At 62.3% G+C, this 18,512-nt stretch carries 18 protein-coding genes; 7 read left to right on the top strand and 11 right to left on the bottom strand.

The features are described from left to right. Positions 1 to 600 precede the first annotated feature (600 nt). From J3P77_RS10540 to J3P77_RS10530, 3 genes are all read right to left on the bottom strand, one after another. Positions 601 to 2,535 carry a PAS domain S-box protein gene (locus J3P77_RS10540; RefSeq protein WP_434681582.1) on the bottom strand — a complete coding sequence of 645 codons (1,935 nt, stop codon included), beginning with the start codon at positions 2,533 to 2,535 and terminating at the stop codon, positions 601 to 603. 139 nt (positions 2,536 to 2,674) lie between these two features. Next, the gene (gene sugE / locus J3P77_RS10535) at positions 2,675 to 2,992 is read right to left on the bottom strand and encodes a quaternary ammonium compound efflux SMR transporter SugE (protein ID WP_434681580.1); all 318 of its coding nucleotides are present in this window, start codon (positions 2,990 to 2,992) and stop codon (positions 2,675 to 2,677) included. A gap of 190 nt (positions 2,993 to 3,182) precedes the next feature. Then, complete coding sequence (locus J3P77_RS10530; RefSeq protein WP_434681578.1) at positions 3,183 to 4,505, bottom strand: MFS transporter; 1,323 nt, start codon at positions 4,503 to 4,505, stop codon at positions 3,183 to 3,185. A gap of 532 nt (positions 4,506 to 5,037) precedes the next feature. On the opposite strand from J3P77_RS10530, the gene J3P77_RS10525 reads away from it, so the two are divergent. From J3P77_RS10525 to J3P77_RS10515, 3 genes are all read left to right on the top strand, one after another. Then, positions 5,038 to 5,976 carry an alpha/beta hydrolase gene (locus J3P77_RS10525; protein ID WP_434681575.1) on the top strand — a complete coding sequence of 313 codons (939 nt, stop codon included), beginning with the start codon at positions 5,038 to 5,040 and terminating at the stop codon, positions 5,974 to 5,976. 252 nt (positions 5,977 to 6,228) lie between these two features. Further along, positions 6,229 to 6,669, top strand: coding sequence for a response regulator (locus J3P77_RS10520; protein ID WP_434681573.1), 441 nt, complete (start codon positions 6,229 to 6,231; stop codon positions 6,667 to 6,669). Beyond that, a complete protein-coding gene (locus J3P77_RS10515; protein WP_434681572.1) occupies positions 6,662 to 7,669 on the top strand; it encodes a sensor histidine kinase in 1,008 nt (335 codons plus the stop codon). Before J3P77_RS10520 ends, J3P77_RS10515 begins: the two co-directional genes overlap by 8 nt. A gap of 31 nt (positions 7,670 to 7,700) precedes the next feature. Here the strand turns inward: J3P77_RS10515 and J3P77_RS10510 are convergent, their stop codons facing one another. The 4 genes from J3P77_RS10510 to J3P77_RS10495 form a co-directional block, all read right to left on the bottom strand. Continuing rightward, positions 7,701 to 10,052 (bottom strand): FdhF/YdeP family oxidoreductase, encoded by a 2,352-nt coding sequence (locus J3P77_RS10510; RefSeq protein ID WP_434681571.1) that lies wholly within the window; start codon positions 10,050 to 10,052, stop codon positions 7,701 to 7,703. 274 nt (positions 10,053 to 10,326) lie between these two features. Beyond that, positions 10,327 to 10,572 carry a hypothetical protein gene (locus J3P77_RS10505; RefSeq protein ID WP_434681569.1) on the bottom strand — a complete coding sequence of 82 codons (246 nt, stop codon included), beginning with the start codon at positions 10,570 to 10,572 and terminating at the stop codon, positions 10,327 to 10,329. 151 nt (positions 10,573 to 10,723) lie between these two features. Continuing rightward, complete coding sequence (thpR, locus tag J3P77_RS10500) at positions 10,724 to 11,269, bottom strand: RNA 2',3'-cyclic phosphodiesterase (RefSeq protein ID WP_434681566.1); 546 nt, start codon at positions 11,267 to 11,269, stop codon at positions 10,724 to 10,726. A 30-nt stretch (positions 11,270 to 11,299) separates the two neighbouring features. Beyond that, positions 11,300 to 11,470, bottom strand: a complete 171-nt coding sequence (locus J3P77_RS10495) for a hypothetical protein (RefSeq protein WP_434681564.1) — start codon at positions 11,468 to 11,470, stop codon at positions 11,300 to 11,302. A gap of 210 nt (positions 11,471 to 11,680) precedes the next feature. Here J3P77_RS10495 and J3P77_RS10490 point away from each other — a divergent pair, with 210 nt between their 5' ends. Then, on the top strand, positions 11,681 to 12,469 hold the full coding sequence (locus tag J3P77_RS10490; RefSeq protein ID WP_434681562.1) for an exodeoxyribonuclease III: 789 nt from the start codon (positions 11,681 to 11,683) through the stop codon (positions 12,467 to 12,469). Positions 12,470 to 12,481: 12 nt separating this feature from the next. Here J3P77_RS10490 and J3P77_RS10485 read toward each other — a convergent pair whose 3' ends face one another. Both J3P77_RS10485 and J3P77_RS10480 read right to left on the bottom strand, forming a co-directional pair. Next, complete coding sequence (locus tag J3P77_RS10485) at positions 12,482 to 12,832, bottom strand: hypothetical protein (RefSeq protein WP_434681560.1); 351 nt, start codon at positions 12,830 to 12,832, stop codon at positions 12,482 to 12,484. Between the two features lie 2 nt (positions 12,833 to 12,834). Continuing rightward, positions 12,835 to 13,245 (bottom strand): hypothetical protein, encoded by a 411-nt coding sequence (locus J3P77_RS10480; protein WP_434681558.1) that lies wholly within the window; start codon positions 13,243 to 13,245, stop codon positions 12,835 to 12,837. Between J3P77_RS10480 and J3P77_RS10475 the strand changes: the two genes are divergently transcribed. After that, positions 13,232 to 14,947, top strand: coding sequence for an amidase (locus J3P77_RS10475; RefSeq protein WP_434681556.1), 1,716 nt, complete (start codon positions 13,232 to 13,234; stop codon positions 14,945 to 14,947). The genes J3P77_RS10480 and J3P77_RS10475 overlap by 14 nt on opposite strands. Before the next feature lie 21 nt (positions 14,948 to 14,968). Here the strand turns inward: J3P77_RS10475 and J3P77_RS10470 are convergent, their stop codons facing one another. Together J3P77_RS10470 and yfcF are read right to left on the bottom strand one after the other, a co-directional pair. Then, a complete protein-coding gene (locus tag J3P77_RS10470) occupies positions 14,969 to 15,991 on the bottom strand; it encodes an alpha/beta hydrolase (protein ID WP_434681554.1) in 1,023 nt (340 codons plus the stop codon). Between the two features lie 113 nt (positions 15,992 to 16,104). Then, positions 16,105 to 16,737 carry a glutathione transferase gene (gene yfcF / locus J3P77_RS10465; protein WP_434681552.1) on the bottom strand — a complete coding sequence of 211 codons (633 nt, stop codon included), beginning with the start codon at positions 16,735 to 16,737 and terminating at the stop codon, positions 16,105 to 16,107. Between the two features lie 276 nt (positions 16,738 to 17,013). Between yfcF and J3P77_RS10460 the strand changes: the two genes are divergently transcribed. Beyond that, positions 17,014 to 17,529 carry a sigma-70 family RNA polymerase sigma factor gene (locus J3P77_RS10460; protein ID WP_434681551.1) on the top strand — a complete coding sequence of 172 codons (516 nt, stop codon included), beginning with the start codon at positions 17,014 to 17,016 and terminating at the stop codon, positions 17,527 to 17,529. Further along, positions 17,526 to 18,506, top strand: coding sequence for a FecR domain-containing protein (locus J3P77_RS10455; RefSeq protein ID WP_434681549.1), 981 nt, complete (start codon positions 17,526 to 17,528; stop codon positions 18,504 to 18,506). The genes J3P77_RS10460 and J3P77_RS10455 overlap by 4 nt, the downstream gene beginning before the upstream one ends. Positions 18,507 to 18,512 lie beyond the last annotated feature (6 nt).

Raw genomic sequence — 18,512 nt, 5'->3', positions numbered from 1 at the left:
GGCGGCGATCCGTCTTGCTGGCGAAGAGGCCGGCACAGTCGCAGCTGTTGTGTCGTCTGTTGTCATGTCCTCGCCAGCAAGCTAGCTCCAACAGAGTCTGCGCAAGCCGTGGGAGCGGACCGGGCGGCGATCCGTCGGGCGGCTATCCGTCTGGCTGCGCCCGCTGATCAGAGTGACGAAAGACATTTGGCTCTTACAACGATGTCGCTGGCGACGCAGAACGCGACTTGTGCAGGCCGAGTGGAGGCGTTGCGCAGGGGGAAACGAGCCATGGATGGCGAGTTAGCGCCGTAGGGCCAGGGACGGCCCATCGGTGCGGCCCCCGGAGCAGCGCCGGAGCGAGGGAACCCCGAAGGGGCCGAAACCAGGAGCAATGGTTTTTCCCCCCTTTTTGCCGTAACAAAAAGGGGGTCGCCGTAAAGGCGAAACCGGTGGCGGCCATTATGCAGCATCTGGATCTGCCCACAGGCCTCGACCGCGTTGTTACTGGCTTTCGTGCCCGGCTTGAGATCGCCTTGCGCCTTTACAGCGGCGATCCGTCGGGCGGCGTCCGCTCATCAGAGCGTGACGGCTCCTGCACCGGTCAGCCTGGGCACGGCATCACGCAGGCGGCAGATTCCATTGATCCAGCAGGTCCGCCAGCCCCGTTGCCAGGCGTTGTTGATCAAAGGGTTTGGACAACTGCGGATACAGGCCGACCGTACTGTCGCCATCGTCGTAGCCGGTTACCAGCAGGACCGGAAGATCAGGCCGGGCAGCTCGTGCCCGCTCGGCCAGCTCTGTCCCGGTCATGCCTGGCATCATCTGATCGGTCACCAGCACGTCGACGCCCTTCCCGGACTCATCAAGAACGACCAACGCCTGCTCCGCAGAGCCCGCGGTCAGTACGCTGTAACCCATGTCCTCAAGCATCACCGCAGTGCTGAACAGGATCAGCGGATCATCATCCACTGCCAACACCGTGCATGCCCGGGTGCGGCGCGACTGCTCGGCGGAGGTCTGCTCGGGACCCGAGGCGACGCCGTCGACCGCTGGCAGCCAGAGTTCGGCGGTGGTGCCGCCCGGCTTGCTGCTGTTGAGAACCAGTTTGCCGCCGATCTGCTCGGCCAGGCCATGCACCATCGACAAACCAAGGCCAGTGCCCTTGCCCACCCCCTTGGTGGTGAAAAAAGGTTCAGTTGCCTTGGCCAGCGTAGCGGCATCCATGCCCTCGCCGGTGTCCCGCAACGACAGGCAGATGTAGGCGCCTGGCGCGAGCCCGCCCGGCGTGTCGGCAACCTGGTGCTCTTTGGCCTCAATAGTCAGCGTGCCGCCATCGGGCATCGCGTCCCGGGCGTTGAGCGCCAGGTTCAGCACGGCAAGCTCCAGTTGATGGTTATCGGCGCGCACCGATCGCAGGAACAGCGGGAAGCGCGTGTCGATCTGGACACGCGTGCCGAGCGAGCTTTGCAGCAACTCGGACATGCCGCGGACCATGGCCGCCACATCGATCAGCTCCAGCACCAGCTGCTGCCGTCGGGCGAAGGCGAGCATCCTGCGGGTCAACGAGGCACCGCGCTGAGCGCCTTGAATGGCGTTGTTCAGCAACGGTGTCACGCGCGGGTCTTCCGGCACCCGCTTGCGCACGATTTCCAGGCTGCCGAGGATCGCCATCAGCAGGTTGTTGAAGTCGTGGGCGATACCACCAGTGAGCTGACCCAGGGATTCCATCTTCTGCGACTGGAACAACGCCTCCTTCGCCTGATCGAGTGCCCGCTGGGCTTCCACCGACTCGGTGATGTCGCGCGTGATCTTGGCGTAGCCCAGCAGCTCGCCGCCGTCGCTGCGAATGGCATCGATGACGATGTTGGCCATGAAACGGCTGCCGTCCTTGCGGACCCGCCAGCCCTGATTTTCGAAACGTCCTTCGGCCCGTGCTGTATGCAGGCTGCGTTCCGGCACCCCGGCCAGACGCTCGGGCTCCTCGAAAAACAGCGAAAAGTGCCTGCCGATGACTTCTTCGGGTGCATAACCCTTGATGCGCTGTGCGCCCGAATTCCAGTTGGTGATCCGTCCGGTCGGATCAAGCATATAGATGGCGTAGTCGGTGACGCCCTGGACCAGCAGACGGAATTGCTCCTGGGACTGGCGCAGGGTCTCCTGGGCCAGGCGTTGCTCGGTGAGGTCGCGAGTCACCTTGGCGAAGCCGACGATTTCGCCGTCCGGAGAGCGGATCGGGTCGATCACTACATGGCACCAGAAACGCGTGCCGTCCTTGCGCAGCCGCCAGCCTTCTTTTTCGAACCGGCCTTCCTGCGCGGCAGTGGCGAGCGCGCGCTGCGGAAGATCCGACGCGCGGTCTTCCTCGGTGTAGAAGCGAGAGAAATGCTGGCCGATGATCTCGTGCGCTTCGTACCCCTTGAAACGCCTGGCGCCAGGGTTCCAGCTGGCCACCTCACCGGTGGGCCCGAGCATGTAGATGGCGTAGTCAGTAACCGAATCGACCAGCAACTTGTACCGATCATCAACCAAGGGTTGTGGCGGAGCTTGATTCATCTGGCGACTCGATGGCGATAGGGGTCGAAATGGGGCGCATGGTTGGGCATTCAGCGCGCGATATCAAGCACGCATCAATGCACTGCCCGTGCCATGCGCTCCTGTGGGGGCATCAGGAACTGTCTGAGCTTGACCGCGCTTAACTGGACGACACTTTCATCATCACCAGCCCGCTTACGATCAACACCGCCGCCAGAATCCGCCACGTATTGACCGGCTCGCCGAGCACGGTGATGCCGACGATGAAAGCGCCGACCGCCCCGATGCCCGTCCAGATGGTATAAGCGGTGCCAAGCGGCAGACTTTTCATCGCAACTGCCAGCAGGCCGAAGCTTGCGATCATCGCCACCATGGTAATGACTGACGGCGTGAGCTTGCTGAAGCCATCCGAGTTTTTCATGGCGAACGCCCAGACCACTTCCAGCACACCCGCCAGCAAAAGATAAACCCAAGCCATGCTCGGTCCCCTTGTCAAAGAACCGGGCCGTCCCGGATAGCCATGCCCGAAAATGGGTGAGGTCGTCCTCAAGTCGGTGCATGGGCATTGCGCCCACAACCGATTGCTGGCGCAGCATACGACGAAACCGGTGGCCGGCCAAATCCGGGCGACCTGCCCGGCATGCGCTGCCTTGTCGAAGCCTGAAGCTCTACGATGCGTTGCGCAGTATCGGCTGCACGGCCTGTTCCTGCTCCGCTTGCTCTTGAGCGGCCGCTTCGGTTTCCAGCTGGTGGTCGTGCACCGCCTGGGCCAGGTCTTCGGTCACTCGCAGCTCCACGCCGACCGGCGACATTTGCGCGGCGGCGGTAAAGGGTGCCGCGGTGACCGGCTCCGAACGCTTGCCTCGACGCCATACGAAAAGCGCCACCAGACAGACGTTGAGCACCGCCATCGCCCAGAACAGCCCTGCCTCGCCGACCCTGGTCATCAGCGGAGAAATCAGCAGCGGGCTGATCGCAGAGCCGAGCGAGTTGATCAGCAGCAGGCCCTGAATCATGCGCACGATCGCACCGGACGAGGCGTGGTCCGCGGAGTGACTGACTGCGACCGGATAGATCGCGAACACCCCGCCGCCCAGCAGAAAGAACGCTACGGTCAGCAGCGGCGAGGTCGGCGGCAGCATCAGGATAACCACCGACAGAACCGCGCATGCGGCACCCAGCACGATCAGTACCAGTTGCCGGTCCTGATGGTCGGACCAGCGTCCGACCGGATACTGCAGCAACATCGCGCCAAGAATCACGCTGGCCATCATGTACCCGACTTCCGCCACGTCCATCCCGATGCGTTGCAGGTACAGCGGCAGCAAGGTGTACACCGCGGCGATGGCGATGCCGGACCCGAAACAGCCGATCACGCCGGTTGGCGTGCTGCGCAACAGTTGCAGGGGCATCAGTGGTTCGGCGCGCTCGACGATGGGCGTCACGCGGGGAATCATCACGATCGGCAGCAGCGACAGCGAAGCGAGAATCGCGGCGATCATGAACGGTATGGTGTCGCCCGTCTGTGAGATAGCGCCAAGGTTGGCTTGGCCGAGCAGGCCCGCGCCATACAGGGCGATCATGTACATCGCCAGCAGGCGCCCGCGAATCTTGGGATCGGCCGCCAGCAGCAGCCAGCTCTCCACGACCAGAAACACCCCGACGCTGGCCCAGCCGTTGATCAGACGCAGCGCAAACCACGTCCACGGTTCGGTGGACATTCCCTGGAACAGAATGCTGGTGGCGATCAGCGCCGCGAAGCAGCTGTAAGCGCGGATGTGGCCGATCCGGACGATGAGCCGGTCATTGAAGATCGAACCCAGGGTCAACCCGATGAAATAAGCTGACGACACCACGCCGACCATGGTGGCCGATTCGCCTAACGCATCGAGCCTTAATGTGGTGAGCGACGAAAGCATCCCGTTGCCGATACTGATGATGAACAGCCCAAGCAAAGGCGCCAGCGCCATGGCCAGCAGTTGGACAGACATATTCCCTCAAGACCTCGTTGATCGATTGCCAACCCGCCCATGGCGGGTGAAACAAGCGCCGCGGGTGCAGCGCAAAAAATATTTCCAAACCACGAACAACGGCGCCTCTCGGCGGGTGCCGGGGCGTGACGAATGAACGGAAATGGGTGACTCGGCTTCGCTCGACGCCGCTGCAGTGAGTGGCGGGCGAGTTTCGGACCATGTGCAGGGCCGGCGGGACGCCAGCATTGCAAACCTCCCGGCATGCAAAAACCGGGGCGCGCAATGGTAGCGGCAGAGCGTGCCGAGTAGAAGAGACAGCGAGCGGATTTTTAACGGAAATCAGCCCGACGGTTTGCTGGCCGCGTCGCGCGACATGGCTGTTTCGACCCGACCGGCTTCTTGTGTTAAACCTGAACGCAAAGGGCCTGCCATCGGCAGCCGGCATGCCGGCCGGTCGTGATACAGGTCTGGCTTTCGAATAAGAAACGGGCCTCGCTGCTGCCCCGGGTTTCACGCCCCGGATGGCCGGCCCCGAAAGAAAGGACCGCCCATGAAGTTTGACCAATTGCTTGACCCCGAATACGCAGCCTTCATTAACGAGCCGATGAGCCGCTGGACCCTCTCCGAGCTGCCCGCCATCAGAGCGCGGATCGACGCATCCTATAAAGCAATGGAGCTGTCTCGTGGCGACCAACGCCAGATCATCTCACCGCTGGACGGCCACAACCTGCGTCTTTGCGTGTATCGGCCAGCGAACCCGTCAGCGGAAAGTCTGCCTGCAATGCTGTACATCCATGGCGGCGGTTTTGTGCTGGGCAGGCCGGAGATGGCTGATGACTATCTGGCCGGGCTGGCGCAGGAACTGGAGATTCTGATCGTCGCCGTCGACTATCGCCTTGCGCCTGAACATCCTTTTCCTGTCCCTCTGGAAGACTGCTACCAGGCGTTGAAATGGATTTTCGAGCAGAGCAGCTCCTTGCACGTCGACCCCGCGCGCGTGGTCATCATGGGCCACAGCGCCGGCGGTGGGCTGGCTGCGGCAACGGCAATTCTGGCGCGTGACAAAGGCGAACATCAGCTCGCCGGGCTGCTGATGGTCTATCCCATGCTCGATCACCGCACCGGTCAGGCGCAGGCACCTCACGACAATCCCACCACCGGCCATTTGAGCTGGACGCGCGACGCAAACCGGTTCTGCTGGCAATGCATGCAGGGCTCCTATGCGCTGGACGACCAGCGCCAGGCGCACTTTTCACCGGCGCTGGCCAGTGACCTCAGCGGCCTGCCGGCCAGCTTTCTGAGTGTCGGCGCGCTGGACCTGTTTCTGGACGAAGGCGTCGCGTTCGCCCTGCAACTTTCGCGCTGCGCCGTGCCGGTTGAACTGCACGTCTACCCCGGCGTTCCGCATATGTTCGATCAGCATCCGGGCGCTGTAACGCAGCAGTCCGCCGAGGACATCGTGCGCGCTCTAAAGAAGATGACCGAGTAGCCGGGTGCTACCTGATGCGCTTTAAACCCCGCCCTGGACACGGCAGGAGGCGTAACGTTTCCTGACACATGGCATGTCATGTCGGGCATACTGACCGCCATCGCCGCGCCAGGCGGGGTCATCCCGGCCGTCCAGCGAGACACTCCAGGAGACAGCGACCCCTGGCAGGCCGCACCTTGGCCTCCGACATTGATCGGAGCGCCGACCACCGCACCAAAGCACCTGACCCTTGCTGTAATCGAGAACAACTGAATGCGTATCCTGTTGGTTGAAGACGATCCCATACTGGCCCTTCTGGCGGAAATTGCGCTCGAAGAAGACGGTCACGAGGTGGTCGGCCCGGCTTACGACGTCAGTCAGGCCCTCACGCTCGCTCAGGAACGCAGCCCTGACCTTGCCTTTGTCGACATCAACCTTAACGGCCACGACGAGGGCGTCGAGCTTGTCAGAGTTCTGTTCGAACAATTCGCCATTCAGTCGCTGTATGTAAGCGGCCAGACCAAGGTCGCCAAGACAAACACCGGTCACGCGCTCGGTTTGCTGTCCAAGCCCTACACCCCCGATGACCTCGCCCGAAGTGCCCGCATCGTCCACGCACTGATAAAGGGTGGCCCTTCCCCGACGACCACGATGCCCGGACCTCTGATGATCTTTACCGAATCAGGCCGTTTGTATGGAAATGAAAATGACTGAACCCGACAACGGCACGGATCACGCCGCAGAGCTTGGCGAGGCCGAATTTCGCGAACTGGCCGACAACGCCCCGGTGATGATCTGGAGGTCGCGCCTGGACAAACTCTGCGACTGGTTCAACAAGCCGTGGCTGGATTTTACCGACAGGACACAGGAGCAGCTGTTCGGTTTTGGCTGGGCGGAAGATGTACATCCTGACGACTTCGATCGCTGCGTGAAGATCTACACCGAAGCTTTTGAGGCCCGGGAACGGTTCACCATGCCCTACCGGCTGCGTCGCAGCGACGGCGTTTACCGTTGGTTTCTGGACAACGGCGCACCGTTCTATCGAAAGGGCGAGTTTGCCGGCTACTTCGGCAGCTGCATCGACATCACAGAGCAGAAGGACCTTGAAGCGCACCAGGAGGTTCTGCTCGACGAGCTCAACCATCGGGTCAAAAACAACCTGCAGCTCATCATCGCGTTCTTGCAAATATCGAGGATGCGCGCCGAGGGCGACGAAGCAAGGCGTCTGCTGGAATCGGCCATCACGCGGATTCAGGGCGTGGGCGCCGTACAGGCCGAGCTGCATCGCAGCCCCACCGGTTTTGTCGATCTTGCCGAGTATCTGACCAATCTGGTCCGCGCTTCGCTCCAGGCGGACACCGGTACGGCAGCGCCGTTGTCTATCGACGTACAGTCCGTCAGGGCGCCGTTCAAGCTGGCTTCCGAACTGGGTCTGATCGTCAATGAGCTTGTCACCAATGCCATCAAGCATGGCGGTGGCGAAGCATGCACTCTCGGCTTCTCGATCAAACGGCTAGCGGATGATTCGGTGCAGGTCACAGTCCGGGACACAGGCCCGGGGTTTGCGCCTCAGCACCTTGATCAGCCTGCTGAGACTAAGTCGAAGGTACGCGGTCTGGGGCTGATAGATGCTCTGGCCAAGCGCTGTAACGCTGTGATCAGCCGACAAAACGACGGCGGCGCGGTGGTCAGGGTAACGTTTCCGGCTCCCTGAGTCCTGCGCGCCGCCGGCATGTCACATGCGTTTACAGGACCTGATCCCCGGCGGGAATCACCAGTCGCGCATCGACCGCCGATGGGTTCGCGGCGTGGAGCGTGATCGGCACCGACTTGGCAGCGGGAACCTTGCTGCGCTCGGCGTAGTGCCATAGCGGCACCAGCGGGTTGCACTCGGGGTAGTACGCCGCCGCGCAACCGGTCGGAATATCGTAGGCGATGATCTGCATCGGGCCGACCTCGCGCCGCACCTCAGGCTCGATGGCCGTGCGCAGCATGACCCAGTCGCCGGGCGCGTAGCCGAGGCGCACCACGTCGTTGCGGTTGAGGAAGATGACGCTGCGCGTCCCGTGTACGCCGCGAAACCGATCGTCAAAGCCATAGATCGTGGTGTTGAACTGGTCATTGCTGCGCAGCGTCATCAGTTGCAGCACGTCGCGCCGGGCGCCGACGGCGACATCGTCGTTTTCATCGAGGCTTCGCGGGGCGATGAACTGCGCCTTGCCCGACTCGGTCGCCCACTGTCGCTCGCACGCGCCGAGCGGACGATGAAAACCGCCCTTCTCCCACATACGTGTTTCCATGTCATGGAAGATCTCGGGGTAGACCGCGCCCATGGCCGCACGAATCCTTGCGTAATCACGACGCCAGTCGTCCCACGGAATGCGCGTCTTGTCGCCGAGAATGGCCTGAGCCAGGCCGGCGACAATCGCCACTTCCGCGCGCAGCTGATCACCCGCGGGCTCGGTGGTGCCCTTCCAGCCGTGGATGCACCCGGTGCTGTCTTCAGTGCTATAAGCCTGCTCGACCCCTTCCTGCCGATCAATTTCGATACGGCCCAGACAGGGCAGCAGCCAGGCACGTTTGCCCGGCACAAGGTGGGTGCGATTGAGCTTGGTCGCCACCTGCACATTGATTTCGAGGCTGGCCCAGGCAGGCTCCATGCGCCCGGTGTCGGGAACGGCGCGCAGAAAATTGCCGCCCAGACCGATAAAACCCTTGATGCTGCCGTCAATAATGCCGGCACAGGCGTCAACGGTACTGGTACCCATGCGTTCCGGCACCTGGAAGCCGAACAGCTGCTGGATCTTGTCGGCCGGCACCTTGGCCGGGTCCTCGGTGATGCCGACCGTGCGTTGCCCCTGCACGTTGGAATGCCCGCGCACCGGACAGATCCCCGCGCCCGGCTTGCCGATGTTGCCGCGCAGCAACAACAGGTTGACCAGCATCTGCACGTTCTCCACGCCGTGACGGTGCTGGGTCATGCCCATGCCGTACACCACCATCACTCGCTCACTGCGGGCATACACCGTGGCAGCCGCTTCCAGAGCCGCGCGGGTCAGCCCCGACCGCTGCTCGATCTCTGCCCAGGAGTGACCGTCGACTTGTGCGACCAGCGCGTCGAAACCCTCGGTGTGCTGACTGATGAAAGCATGGTCCAGCACCGCAGGCTTACCCTGCGCCCGGGCTGCCTCGTCCATTGCCAGCAGCGTCTTGATGATCCCGGTCAACGCCGCAATGTCTCCGCCGATTGCCACCTGATGGTATTGGGTGCTGATGACCGTCGATTCCGGGCCGAGCATTTCGCGGGGGGATTGCGGATTGACGAAGCGTTCCAGCCCGCGCTCGCGAATCGGGTTAAAAGTGATGATCGGCACCTGCCGCTTGCGCGCTTCCTGCAGCGGATGAAGCATACGCGGGCTGTTGCTGCCTACGTTCTGGCCGAAGAAGAACAGGCAGTCGGTGTGCTCGAAATCGGCAAGCGTCACCGTCCCGACCGGTACGCCGATGCTCTCCTGCAAGCCGACCGAGGTGCTTTCGTGGCACATGTTCGAGCTGTCCGGCAGGTTGTTGCTGCCGTAGGCGCGGGCCATCAGCTGATACATGAACGAGGTTTCAAGCGATGCCCGGCCGGAAGCGTAGAACACCACCTGCTCGGGATCCAGCGCGCGCATCTGCGTGCCGATCTCGGCATAGGCCGCCTCCCAGGTAGTCGGGAGATAACGGTCGGTGGCCGGGTCGTAGCGCAATGGGTGGGTCAGGCGACCATGCTGCTCCAGCGCGTGATCAGACCATGTCCGCAATTCACTGAGCGTGTGGCGTTCGAAAAACTCGGGGCCGGTCCGCAGCGACGTCAGTTCCCAGGCGGTGGCCTTGGCACCGTTTTCACAGAACTCAAGCGCATGCGGGTTGCCGGGCTTGGCCCAGGCGCAACTGACGCAGCCAAAGCCTTTGGGCTTGTTTTGCCGCAACAAGGCCAGCGAGCCTTTTCGCACCGCCTGTTCCCGCCACAGGATGCGCATCACTGACTGCGCCGAGCCCCAGCCTCCCGACGCCGAGCTGTAAGGCCGATAGTGCGCTTTGGGGTGAAGCAGCTGCATTGGTGGTTCCTCGCAAGCAAATCCGGAACGGCCCGGCTATGTCCGAATGTTACGAGGGGGCGGAGAGACAAAAGGTTCAGAAGACCTGCGCTCGGTCATGAAAGGCCGGTTTATTATCGGCCAAACGAAGATCCCGGCCCTGCATCGGGCTCGGACACGAGCGGACGCAAGGCCGGGATCAGGAGCGAGTTTAAGGCGTTCACGCTACTGTAAAACCCAGGCCCAGATAGGCATGGGCAGTGGTGTCGCGCGATGCACCATTGGCTATCTCAGCCTAGGCGCGAACTTTGTCCAGCTGCTTTTCAATCATGTACTTGGTTGCCAGGCGTCGTTCCTTGAGGGCACGCAGTCCCTGATCGTCGACGTTACCGGCGCTGATGGATTCCGCCGCCAGTACCTGGTTATCGATATCCACATACGCATCAAGCAGGCGGTCCAGCTCCGGGTCGGTCTGGCGGCGCTGCTGAATGATTTCTCTCGGGTAATGCAGGTCTTGATAAAGATCGTGAGAAACAGGCATAGCGTTCTCCTTATTTACGCGAATGCTGGAATCACTTGTTTAGAGCGGTTACCTGCTATTCGGTTGAGGTGAGATCGGCACAGGTCGACGGACGGTCGTCGGTGGCGGCTGGCTCGGTATCTGGCGAGCAACTGCAATGCGCGTGCGCTTTTCAGCTGTGAGCCGCCAGCAGCGGCCATTCGGCCAGGACGCGGTAGCCGCCTTTATGGGATTCGTACAACGCGAAGTGCTCGGCGCGCAGATAAAACTCCGCAGGTATCGTCGCTTCCGGCACCTGAGCGCGGTAGTCACGCATCAGGGTCAGATGCGGTCGGAATTCCTTCGGTCTGTCTTCAAGACCGAAGGGCAGCATGGCCTGCTCCAGTGCGTAGACCAGACGCAGCAGCTCCGGCGGCGCCTGCTCAGCGGCCAGCACCATCACGCCGGACCGGCGCCAGACGTCCAGTCGGTCGAGTATCAGTCGGACCGCCTTGCCCGGCACCCGGACCTTGGCGGCCGCCGTGCAGATGTCGGGCACCTGCGCCGCTGCAACCGCGCCGAGGAACAGCAGCGTGACGTGAAAGTTTTCCGCCGGGACCGGGCGCCCGGCGCGCAGCCCAAGCGTTCCGCGCCACCGGGCAATCGCCCGTCGTTGCTCGGGCGGGCAATCCAGTGCGAAGAACAGTCGCCTGAGCGGTTCACCGGATGCATCGATCACACGTGGTCTCCTCTGCCGATCCTGCTTGAGTCAACCGGCGACATTGTCATCGTTGTCCAGGCTTTCGCCATTGGCATCCGTGATTTCAGGCTCGCCGTCCCGTGGCGAGCCGCCGTCGGGATGCGGGCGTTTGCCGGGATCGTTGATATACGGAACGTGGTTGGGTCCCTTTTCTTCGTTGCCTTCGGTCTCGGGCTGCATAGTCGCCTCCAGAAATGAATGAAATGCTTGCCACATCGTTTTGGAGAAAGCCGGGCTGCAAACGTTCCCCCTGCTTGAGCGGGAGAAACCTCGAACTAATGTCTTGCGATCGCCTCAGAACAGAATCCGCAGATAAATGCGCACTCGATGCCGGCACCAGCCGCGCAATACAGGCAGTTCGATGAACCGGGACCATTGGAGGCACAGCGAATGGACAACCTGAAAATAGCCACATTCAACGTCAATGGTATTGGCGCGCGACTGCCGAATCTTCTGCAATGGCTGGCGCGCGAGCAGCCGGATGTGGTCTGCCTGCAAGAGCTCAAGGCCCGCGATTCGGCCTTTCCGGCTCAGGAGCTGGAGGACGCGGGCTACGGTTGTCTGCACCATGGTCAGCCGTCATGGAATGGCGTGGCCATTCTGGCCCGGGACGCCGAGCCGTTACTGATCCGCAAAGGTCTGCCCGGCGCCGAAGACGATACCCAGGCCAGATATATCGAGGCCGCGGCCCACGGCGTGATTGTCGGGTGCCTGTACCTGCCCAATGGCAATCCGCAGCCGGGTCCGAAGTTCGACTACAAGCTCAGGTGGTTCGAGCAGTTGATTGCCCATGCGGCAGGCTTGCAGGCGAGTGAACATCCCGTGGTGCTGGCTGGCGACTTCAATGTGATTCCGACCGATCTGGATGTCTACAACCCTCGTTCCTGGCTGAAGGACGCGTTGATCCAGCCTGAAAGCCGCGAGTGTTTCGAGCGTCTGTTGTCCCAGGGCTGGACCGATTCGATCCGTCATTTGCATCCCGGGGAACGGGTTTATACCTTCTGGGATTATTTCCGACAGCACTGGCAGAAAAACTCCGGGCTGCGAATCGACCATCTGCTGTTAAACCCGGTGCTCGCCAGCCGGCTTATGCGTGCCGGTGTCGACGCATGGGTGCGTGGCGAAGCGCACGCCAGCGACCACGCACCTACCTGGATCGAAGTGAGCGGCGCGGAGTGATTGCCCTGCCCCTCACCTGCATCGGCCAGGGCTGCCGATGCTCGACCATGCTCGGCCGGCGGACGTCAGCGGGGTCTGTTCCAGACTGCTCAGGGACGCAGCACCAACTTCGGTAAGCCCCGTGATGAGGTGCTGCGTATAGGGAAAGCGCGGGTCGGCATCCAGCACTTTCTCCGAGAGAATGAGCCCCTCCCTGACCAGCACATCCACGGCCATGACGCACTGTGCGATGGAGGGAACGCTTGGACAGATGCGCACCAGCTGCATGTAGATCTGCCCGAATGTCAGTTTTCGGGACTCGTCGTCGCTCAACACCTGCACCGATCTCAAAATCGCCAGTTCGAGCCAATGCTCGTATTTCATAATCAAGCCATCAATGCCGTAAACACCAGCGAAACGCCGTTTTGATTGTCGAAGCCCCTTACTGCGGCGTGGCCGCACTGATGCAAACCAGCACATGACGACACCCAAAAAAGACCGGACGGCGAGTTTAACAGAGCCATAAACATAACTCTAATTAGGTTTAGCATAGGAATAAAATCGCCATCCTCAGCTGCAAGAGTCGACGCCAGCGCAGAATAATTTTGTCCGGGCCATACGCTGCGGATAAGCTTGCCGATGAATTCAGCTCCCGTATCGCATTGCAGCGGATGAAGAAATTGCCATGAACATTCAGCTTGAGCCACACACCGCCATTGCGCGCCACATTCAGCTTGCTGAAAGCGCCTGTGCCGTTTTCCGTCAGCAAGCGGTAAGGTCCCTATGATCGAAGTCACTGAAGTTTCCATTGCCGAACTGCGCGGCGCCCTTGCGTCCGGTCGCACCACCGCCGTTGAGCTGGTGCAGGCCTATATGGAACGGATAGACGCCTATGACGGCGTCGACACCGCTACCGCGCTGAACGCCGTGGTGGTCCGCAATCCTGATGCGCTTGAAGAGGCAAAAGCCTCGGATGCGCGCCGGGCCGCAGGCAAATTGCTCGGGCCGCTGGATGGCATCCCCTACACCGCCAAGGACAGTTATCTGGTCAAAGGCCTGACCGCTGCGTCGGGAAGCCCGGCGTTCGCCGATCTGGTTGCGCAGCGTGATGCGTTTACCATCGGCCGGCTGCGTGCCGCCGGAGCGATCTGCCTGGGCAAGACCAATATGCCGCCGATGGCCAACGGCGGCATGCAACGCGGCGTCTATGGCCGCGCGGAAAGCCCTTACAACGCCGACTATCTCACCGCGCCCTTTGCTTCCGGCTCATCAAACGGCGCGGGCACTGCGACAGCGGCAAGCTTCGCCGCTTTCGGCATGGCGGAAGAAACCTGGTCGAGCGGTCGCGGCCCCGCCTCCAACAATGGCTTGTGCGCCTACACCCCCTCGCGCGGCGTGATTTCGGTTCGCGGCAACTGGCCGCTGACGCCGACCATGGATGTAGTAGTGCCCTACGCCAGAACCATGGCTGACCTGCTCGAAGTGCTCGATGTGGTGGTCGCGGAGGATCCCGACCCGCGCGGCGACCTGTGGCGGATGCAGCCCTGGGTTCCGATTCCGGGCGTCGCCTCGGTACGACCGGCAAGCTACGCAGAGCTGGCCGTGGGTTCCGAGGTGTTGGTCGGCAAGCGTTTCGGCGTGCCGCGCATGTACATCAATGCTGATCCGCTGGCCGGCACCTCGGAAAAACCGGGCATCGGCGGGCCGACCGGCCAGCGCATCAACACTCGGCCTTCAGTGATCGACCTCTGGCAGGACGCGCGCCGGTTGCTGGAAGCGGCTGGTGCCGAGGTTATCGAAGTGGATTTCCCGCTGGTGTCCAATTGTGAAGGAGACCGTCCCGGCGCGCCGACCGTGTTCACCCGCGGGCTGGTGTCCAAAGAGTTTTTGCACCATGAACTGTGGGATTTGTCGGCATGGGCGTTCGATGACTTCCTGCGGGCAAATGACGATCCGAAACTCAATCGTCTGGCCGACGTCGATGGCGCGAAGATTTTCCCCCACGATCCCGGCACCCTGCCCAACCGTGAGGACGATCTGGCAGCCGGCATGGATGAATATGTCCGGATGGCCGAACGCGGAATCACGCCCTGGAACGAGATCCCTACCCTGGCCGATGGCCTGCGTGGCCTGGAGCAGACCCGGCGCATCGATCTGGAAGACTGGATGCAGGCGCTCGGCCTGGATGCGGTGCTGTTCCCGACTGTGGCCGATGTCGGCCCGGCGAACGCCGATGTGGACCCACACTCGGCCGATATCGCGTGGAGCAACGGTGTGTGGGTCGCCAACGGCAACCTCGCCATTCGCCACCTGGGGGTGCCGACTGTCACCGTGCCCATGGGCGTCATGGCGGACATCGGCATGCCGGTCGGGCTGACGTTCGCGGGGCGCGCGTATGACGATTCGAATCTGTTGCGCTTTGCCTCGGCGTTCGAGTCCACGGGCAGCAAGCGCCTGATCCCGCCTCGCACTCCGCCACTGCGATCCTCGCAGCGGTAGCATCAAGGCGGCGCTGCGAGGTCAGTGCCGGCCGCTCCCGCCGGCCACATCAGCTTCGCCCGAGCGCAGGCCGCACTCCGGCGCGGCAATCCGGCTCGATATCCAGGCCCTGCTGTAGCCAAGCACCCTGCCCGCCATGATCGTCGGGAAATGAATGAAGCCATGCGGCGCAGCGGGCAGCCGGTGCAGTTCGACCGTGGCCGAGTCGTCCCAGCGCTCCGCCAGCTGGAGCGTGTCGTCGCGAAGCGGATCCAGCTCGCCGACGAACATGAGCGCCGGAGGGAAATCAGTGAAGTCGCCATGGAGCGGCGATAACGGCGGCTGACCGCGCTGTTCATCGCTGAGCCCAGGCGTCAGCATGCGAAGCGCATCGACCATGCCGGGCCCGTCCAGCACCAGCGTGTCGGGACCCGCGGCACGCACGCTGGGCGTACCCGTCAGATCGTAGACGCCGTAATAAAGGACCGCGCCGCAGATACGCTTGAGAAACCCGGGCCGGGTTTTCAGATTGAGTAAAGTGGCAACCGCAAGATGCCCGCCTGCCGATTCGCCGACAACGATAACCGGCAGACCCGTGAACTCCTCGCAATCGTCGCTCAACAGCCAGCATGCGGCAGCCAGGCAGTCATCCATCAGGCCCTCGATAGGCGTTGAAGTGGCGAGCCGATAATTGACCGACACCACGGCCACTTCACACGCCTCGACCATGGCAATGTTCATGTCATCGTTCATCTGCGCGTTACCGATGACCCACCCACCGCCATGGAAATCCAGCACCACGCCTTTGGGCTTACCCTTGGGCCTGATGATACGTACGGCGACCGGCACGCCGTCGAAGCCGACCGTTTTACTTTCAACGCGCAGGCCTTGCCGGGCGACTCTCGCATCGCCGCCCAACTGGCCGACGCGCAGGAGCGCCTGGATCAGCGCCGGTGTAACGCGATTGCGGATCCGGAACCGTGGCAGCCATGCCAGCTTCCTGTTGAAACGGTGCACCTGCGCCAGTTCACGCTCATCAAAGGACAAAGACGGTTTGATATCCAACGTTTCCTCGCTGTTCAGGCCGGGTCTGCTGCCGGCGCCTAAGGCACAATGGCCCACTCGTTGTGGAGCGGGCAGACAAGCCCTCTAGACCGCGCCACGGCGCAGAAATGCCGTTACAGCGCAGGCCTTTGCAGCTTCACCCACTCCTGTACCGCGGGGCGCTGCCACTGGCGCAGGGCATACTCGACCAGCTCCTGCGGCACTTTGTCGCCGCCCAGTATCAGCCGGTTGAGCATCAAGGCCAGGTCGACATCGGCAATCGACCATTGACCGAAGAGGTACTCAGGGCTCTCTGCGAGCAGCGTTTGTGCAGCGCTGAACAGCTTGCGCGCCGCCGATTCGCCGGCGGCTGACAGTGGCTGTGCCTTGACACCGTAAAACACCACCAATGTAGATCGCTCCTGGCGAATGGGCAGCAGGTCGCTGCGCAACCAGGCCTGAACTTGTCGGGCCTTGGCTCGCTGTCTCACGCCCAACGGGTAGACAGGTGACTGGGTAAAGGCTTCTTCCAGATACTCAGTGATTGCCGACGACTCAGACAGGGCAAACCCGTCGTGCACCAGCGTCGGTACCCGCTGCGTTTGCGAAAGCCGGGCATAGTCCTCGGTCCGGTTCTCAGACGCATCCAGATCAAGCGTGCGTACATCAAATTCGATACCTTTCTCGCGCAGCACCACGAACGCCGACATAGCGTAGGGGCTGGTGAACTGGGCATCGACATACAAACGCAGGCGGGCATCATTCATGGTTCATCTCCTTATGCAAGAGACCCCACGCTACGAGATGCGCGGCAGGAAATAAAATTCATGATTTTCATGGGCGTATTCCAGCAGGGAATACCGAGAACGCCTTCGAGTCCGTCCTGCCCGCCAGCGTTTGCCGGAGCTCTCGACAGGTTGCGAAGCCTGCCTGGGCGGCACGGCGCAGCCCGCTGCAAACAGAAGACGCTTGCCCACTTCACCAGCCCTCCACTAGAATGCGATGTATTCTCAAATGCATCTTATTGTCGTGTAGAGGTCGCAGTGACGCCGCCATCCGCTTCCCCTGCTCCTCACGTCGATGTCCACACGCTTTACCTGGACCATCACGACTGGCTACTCGGCTGGCTGCGCAAACGACTACGCCATGGCGACAACGCGGCTGACCTGGCGCACGACACCTTCCTGCACATCCTCGGCAAACCGGAGCGCCTCCCTGAGCTGCGCCAGCCACGGGCCTGGCTCAGCACGGTGGCGCACGGCCTGCTGGTCGACCGCGTTCGACGCCAGAGGGTCGAGCGCGCCTATCGCGAGACGCTCGCGCACCTGCCGGAAGCGCAGGCGCCATCGCCCGAAGACCAGTTGATCCTGCTCGAAACCCTGGCACGTATCGATGCGCTATTGGACGGCTTGCCGCCCAAAGTGCGAGTGGCATTTCTGCTGTCACGCCTTGAAGGCATGGACTACAAGCAGATTGCCAGGCGCGTTGGCGTAAGCCTCAGCTCGGTGGAAAAATACATGGCCCGTGCGATCCGTCACTGCTATCTGGCGCAGCAATGAACCCAGGTCCACAGGTGAAGCTGCCGGATGCAGTACTCGACCAGGCCATCAGCTGGCTCGTGCGAATGCAGTCAGGCAGCGCAGACGATCGGGCCCGCGAGGCGTGTCTGCGCTGGCGTCAGGCAGATCCGTTGCACGAAGCGGCGTGGCAAGCGCTCGAGAGCAGCGGTTCGGTGTTCCAGAGCCTGCCCGGCTCTACCAGCGCAATCGCGCTGGACACCCTTGAGCGCTTGCACACCCAGAGCGTCGGTCGACGCAATGCCTTGAAGTTGCTGGGTGTCGGCCTGCTCATTAGCGGAGCCGGGGCGATGGCGTTGCGCCAAGGGGCACCGGCCAGTTGGGGGGCGGATTACGCCACTGCCGTTGGCGAACGCCGTGAGATCAACCTGAGTGACGGCACACGTCTGCTCCTCAACACCGCTAGCGCTGTGGACATACAATTCAGCGCCGAGCGGCGACTGATCGCGCTGCGACAAGGCGAAGTATTCGTTACCACAGGGCCGGATGCGGCCGCCGGAAGCGTGGTGCGCAGCCTATGGGTCGAGAGCCGCCATGCGCGGCTTCAAGCGATCGGCACTGCGTTCGGCGTTCGGGAAGACCGCAACAGCACACGTCTGCGGGTCGAGCAAGGCGTGGTGGCGATTCATGAACGCCATCAGACCGTTCGCGTTGCTGTCGGTGAGGAATACCTGATCGACCTCGAGGGCAGCCGCAGGGTCGAGACCAGCAGCATGAACGCCAGCGCCTGGACGCAAGGCCAACTGGTTGCCAGACGCATGCGCCTGGAGCAACTGGTGCAGGAGTTCGCGCGTTATCGACGCGGCTGGTTGAGTTGCGATCCAGAGATAGCCGCGCTGGAAATCTCCGGGGTGTTCCAGCTCGATGACATCGACCAGGCGATAAGCGCCCTGAGCGATGCGCTGCCGGTCAGGGCCGAACGCCTGGCACCGTTCTGGACGCGCATCGTCGCGCGCTGAGCGGGA

Origin of the sequence: Pseudomonas sp. R1-18 (assembly GCF_051132095.1) — a bacterium.
GTDB lineage: Bacteria > Pseudomonadota > Gammaproteobacteria > Pseudomonadales > Pseudomonadaceae > Aquipseudomonas.
Note: the sequence above shows the minus strand (reverse complement) of the source record. Positions and strands in the feature narration are given on the sequence as shown.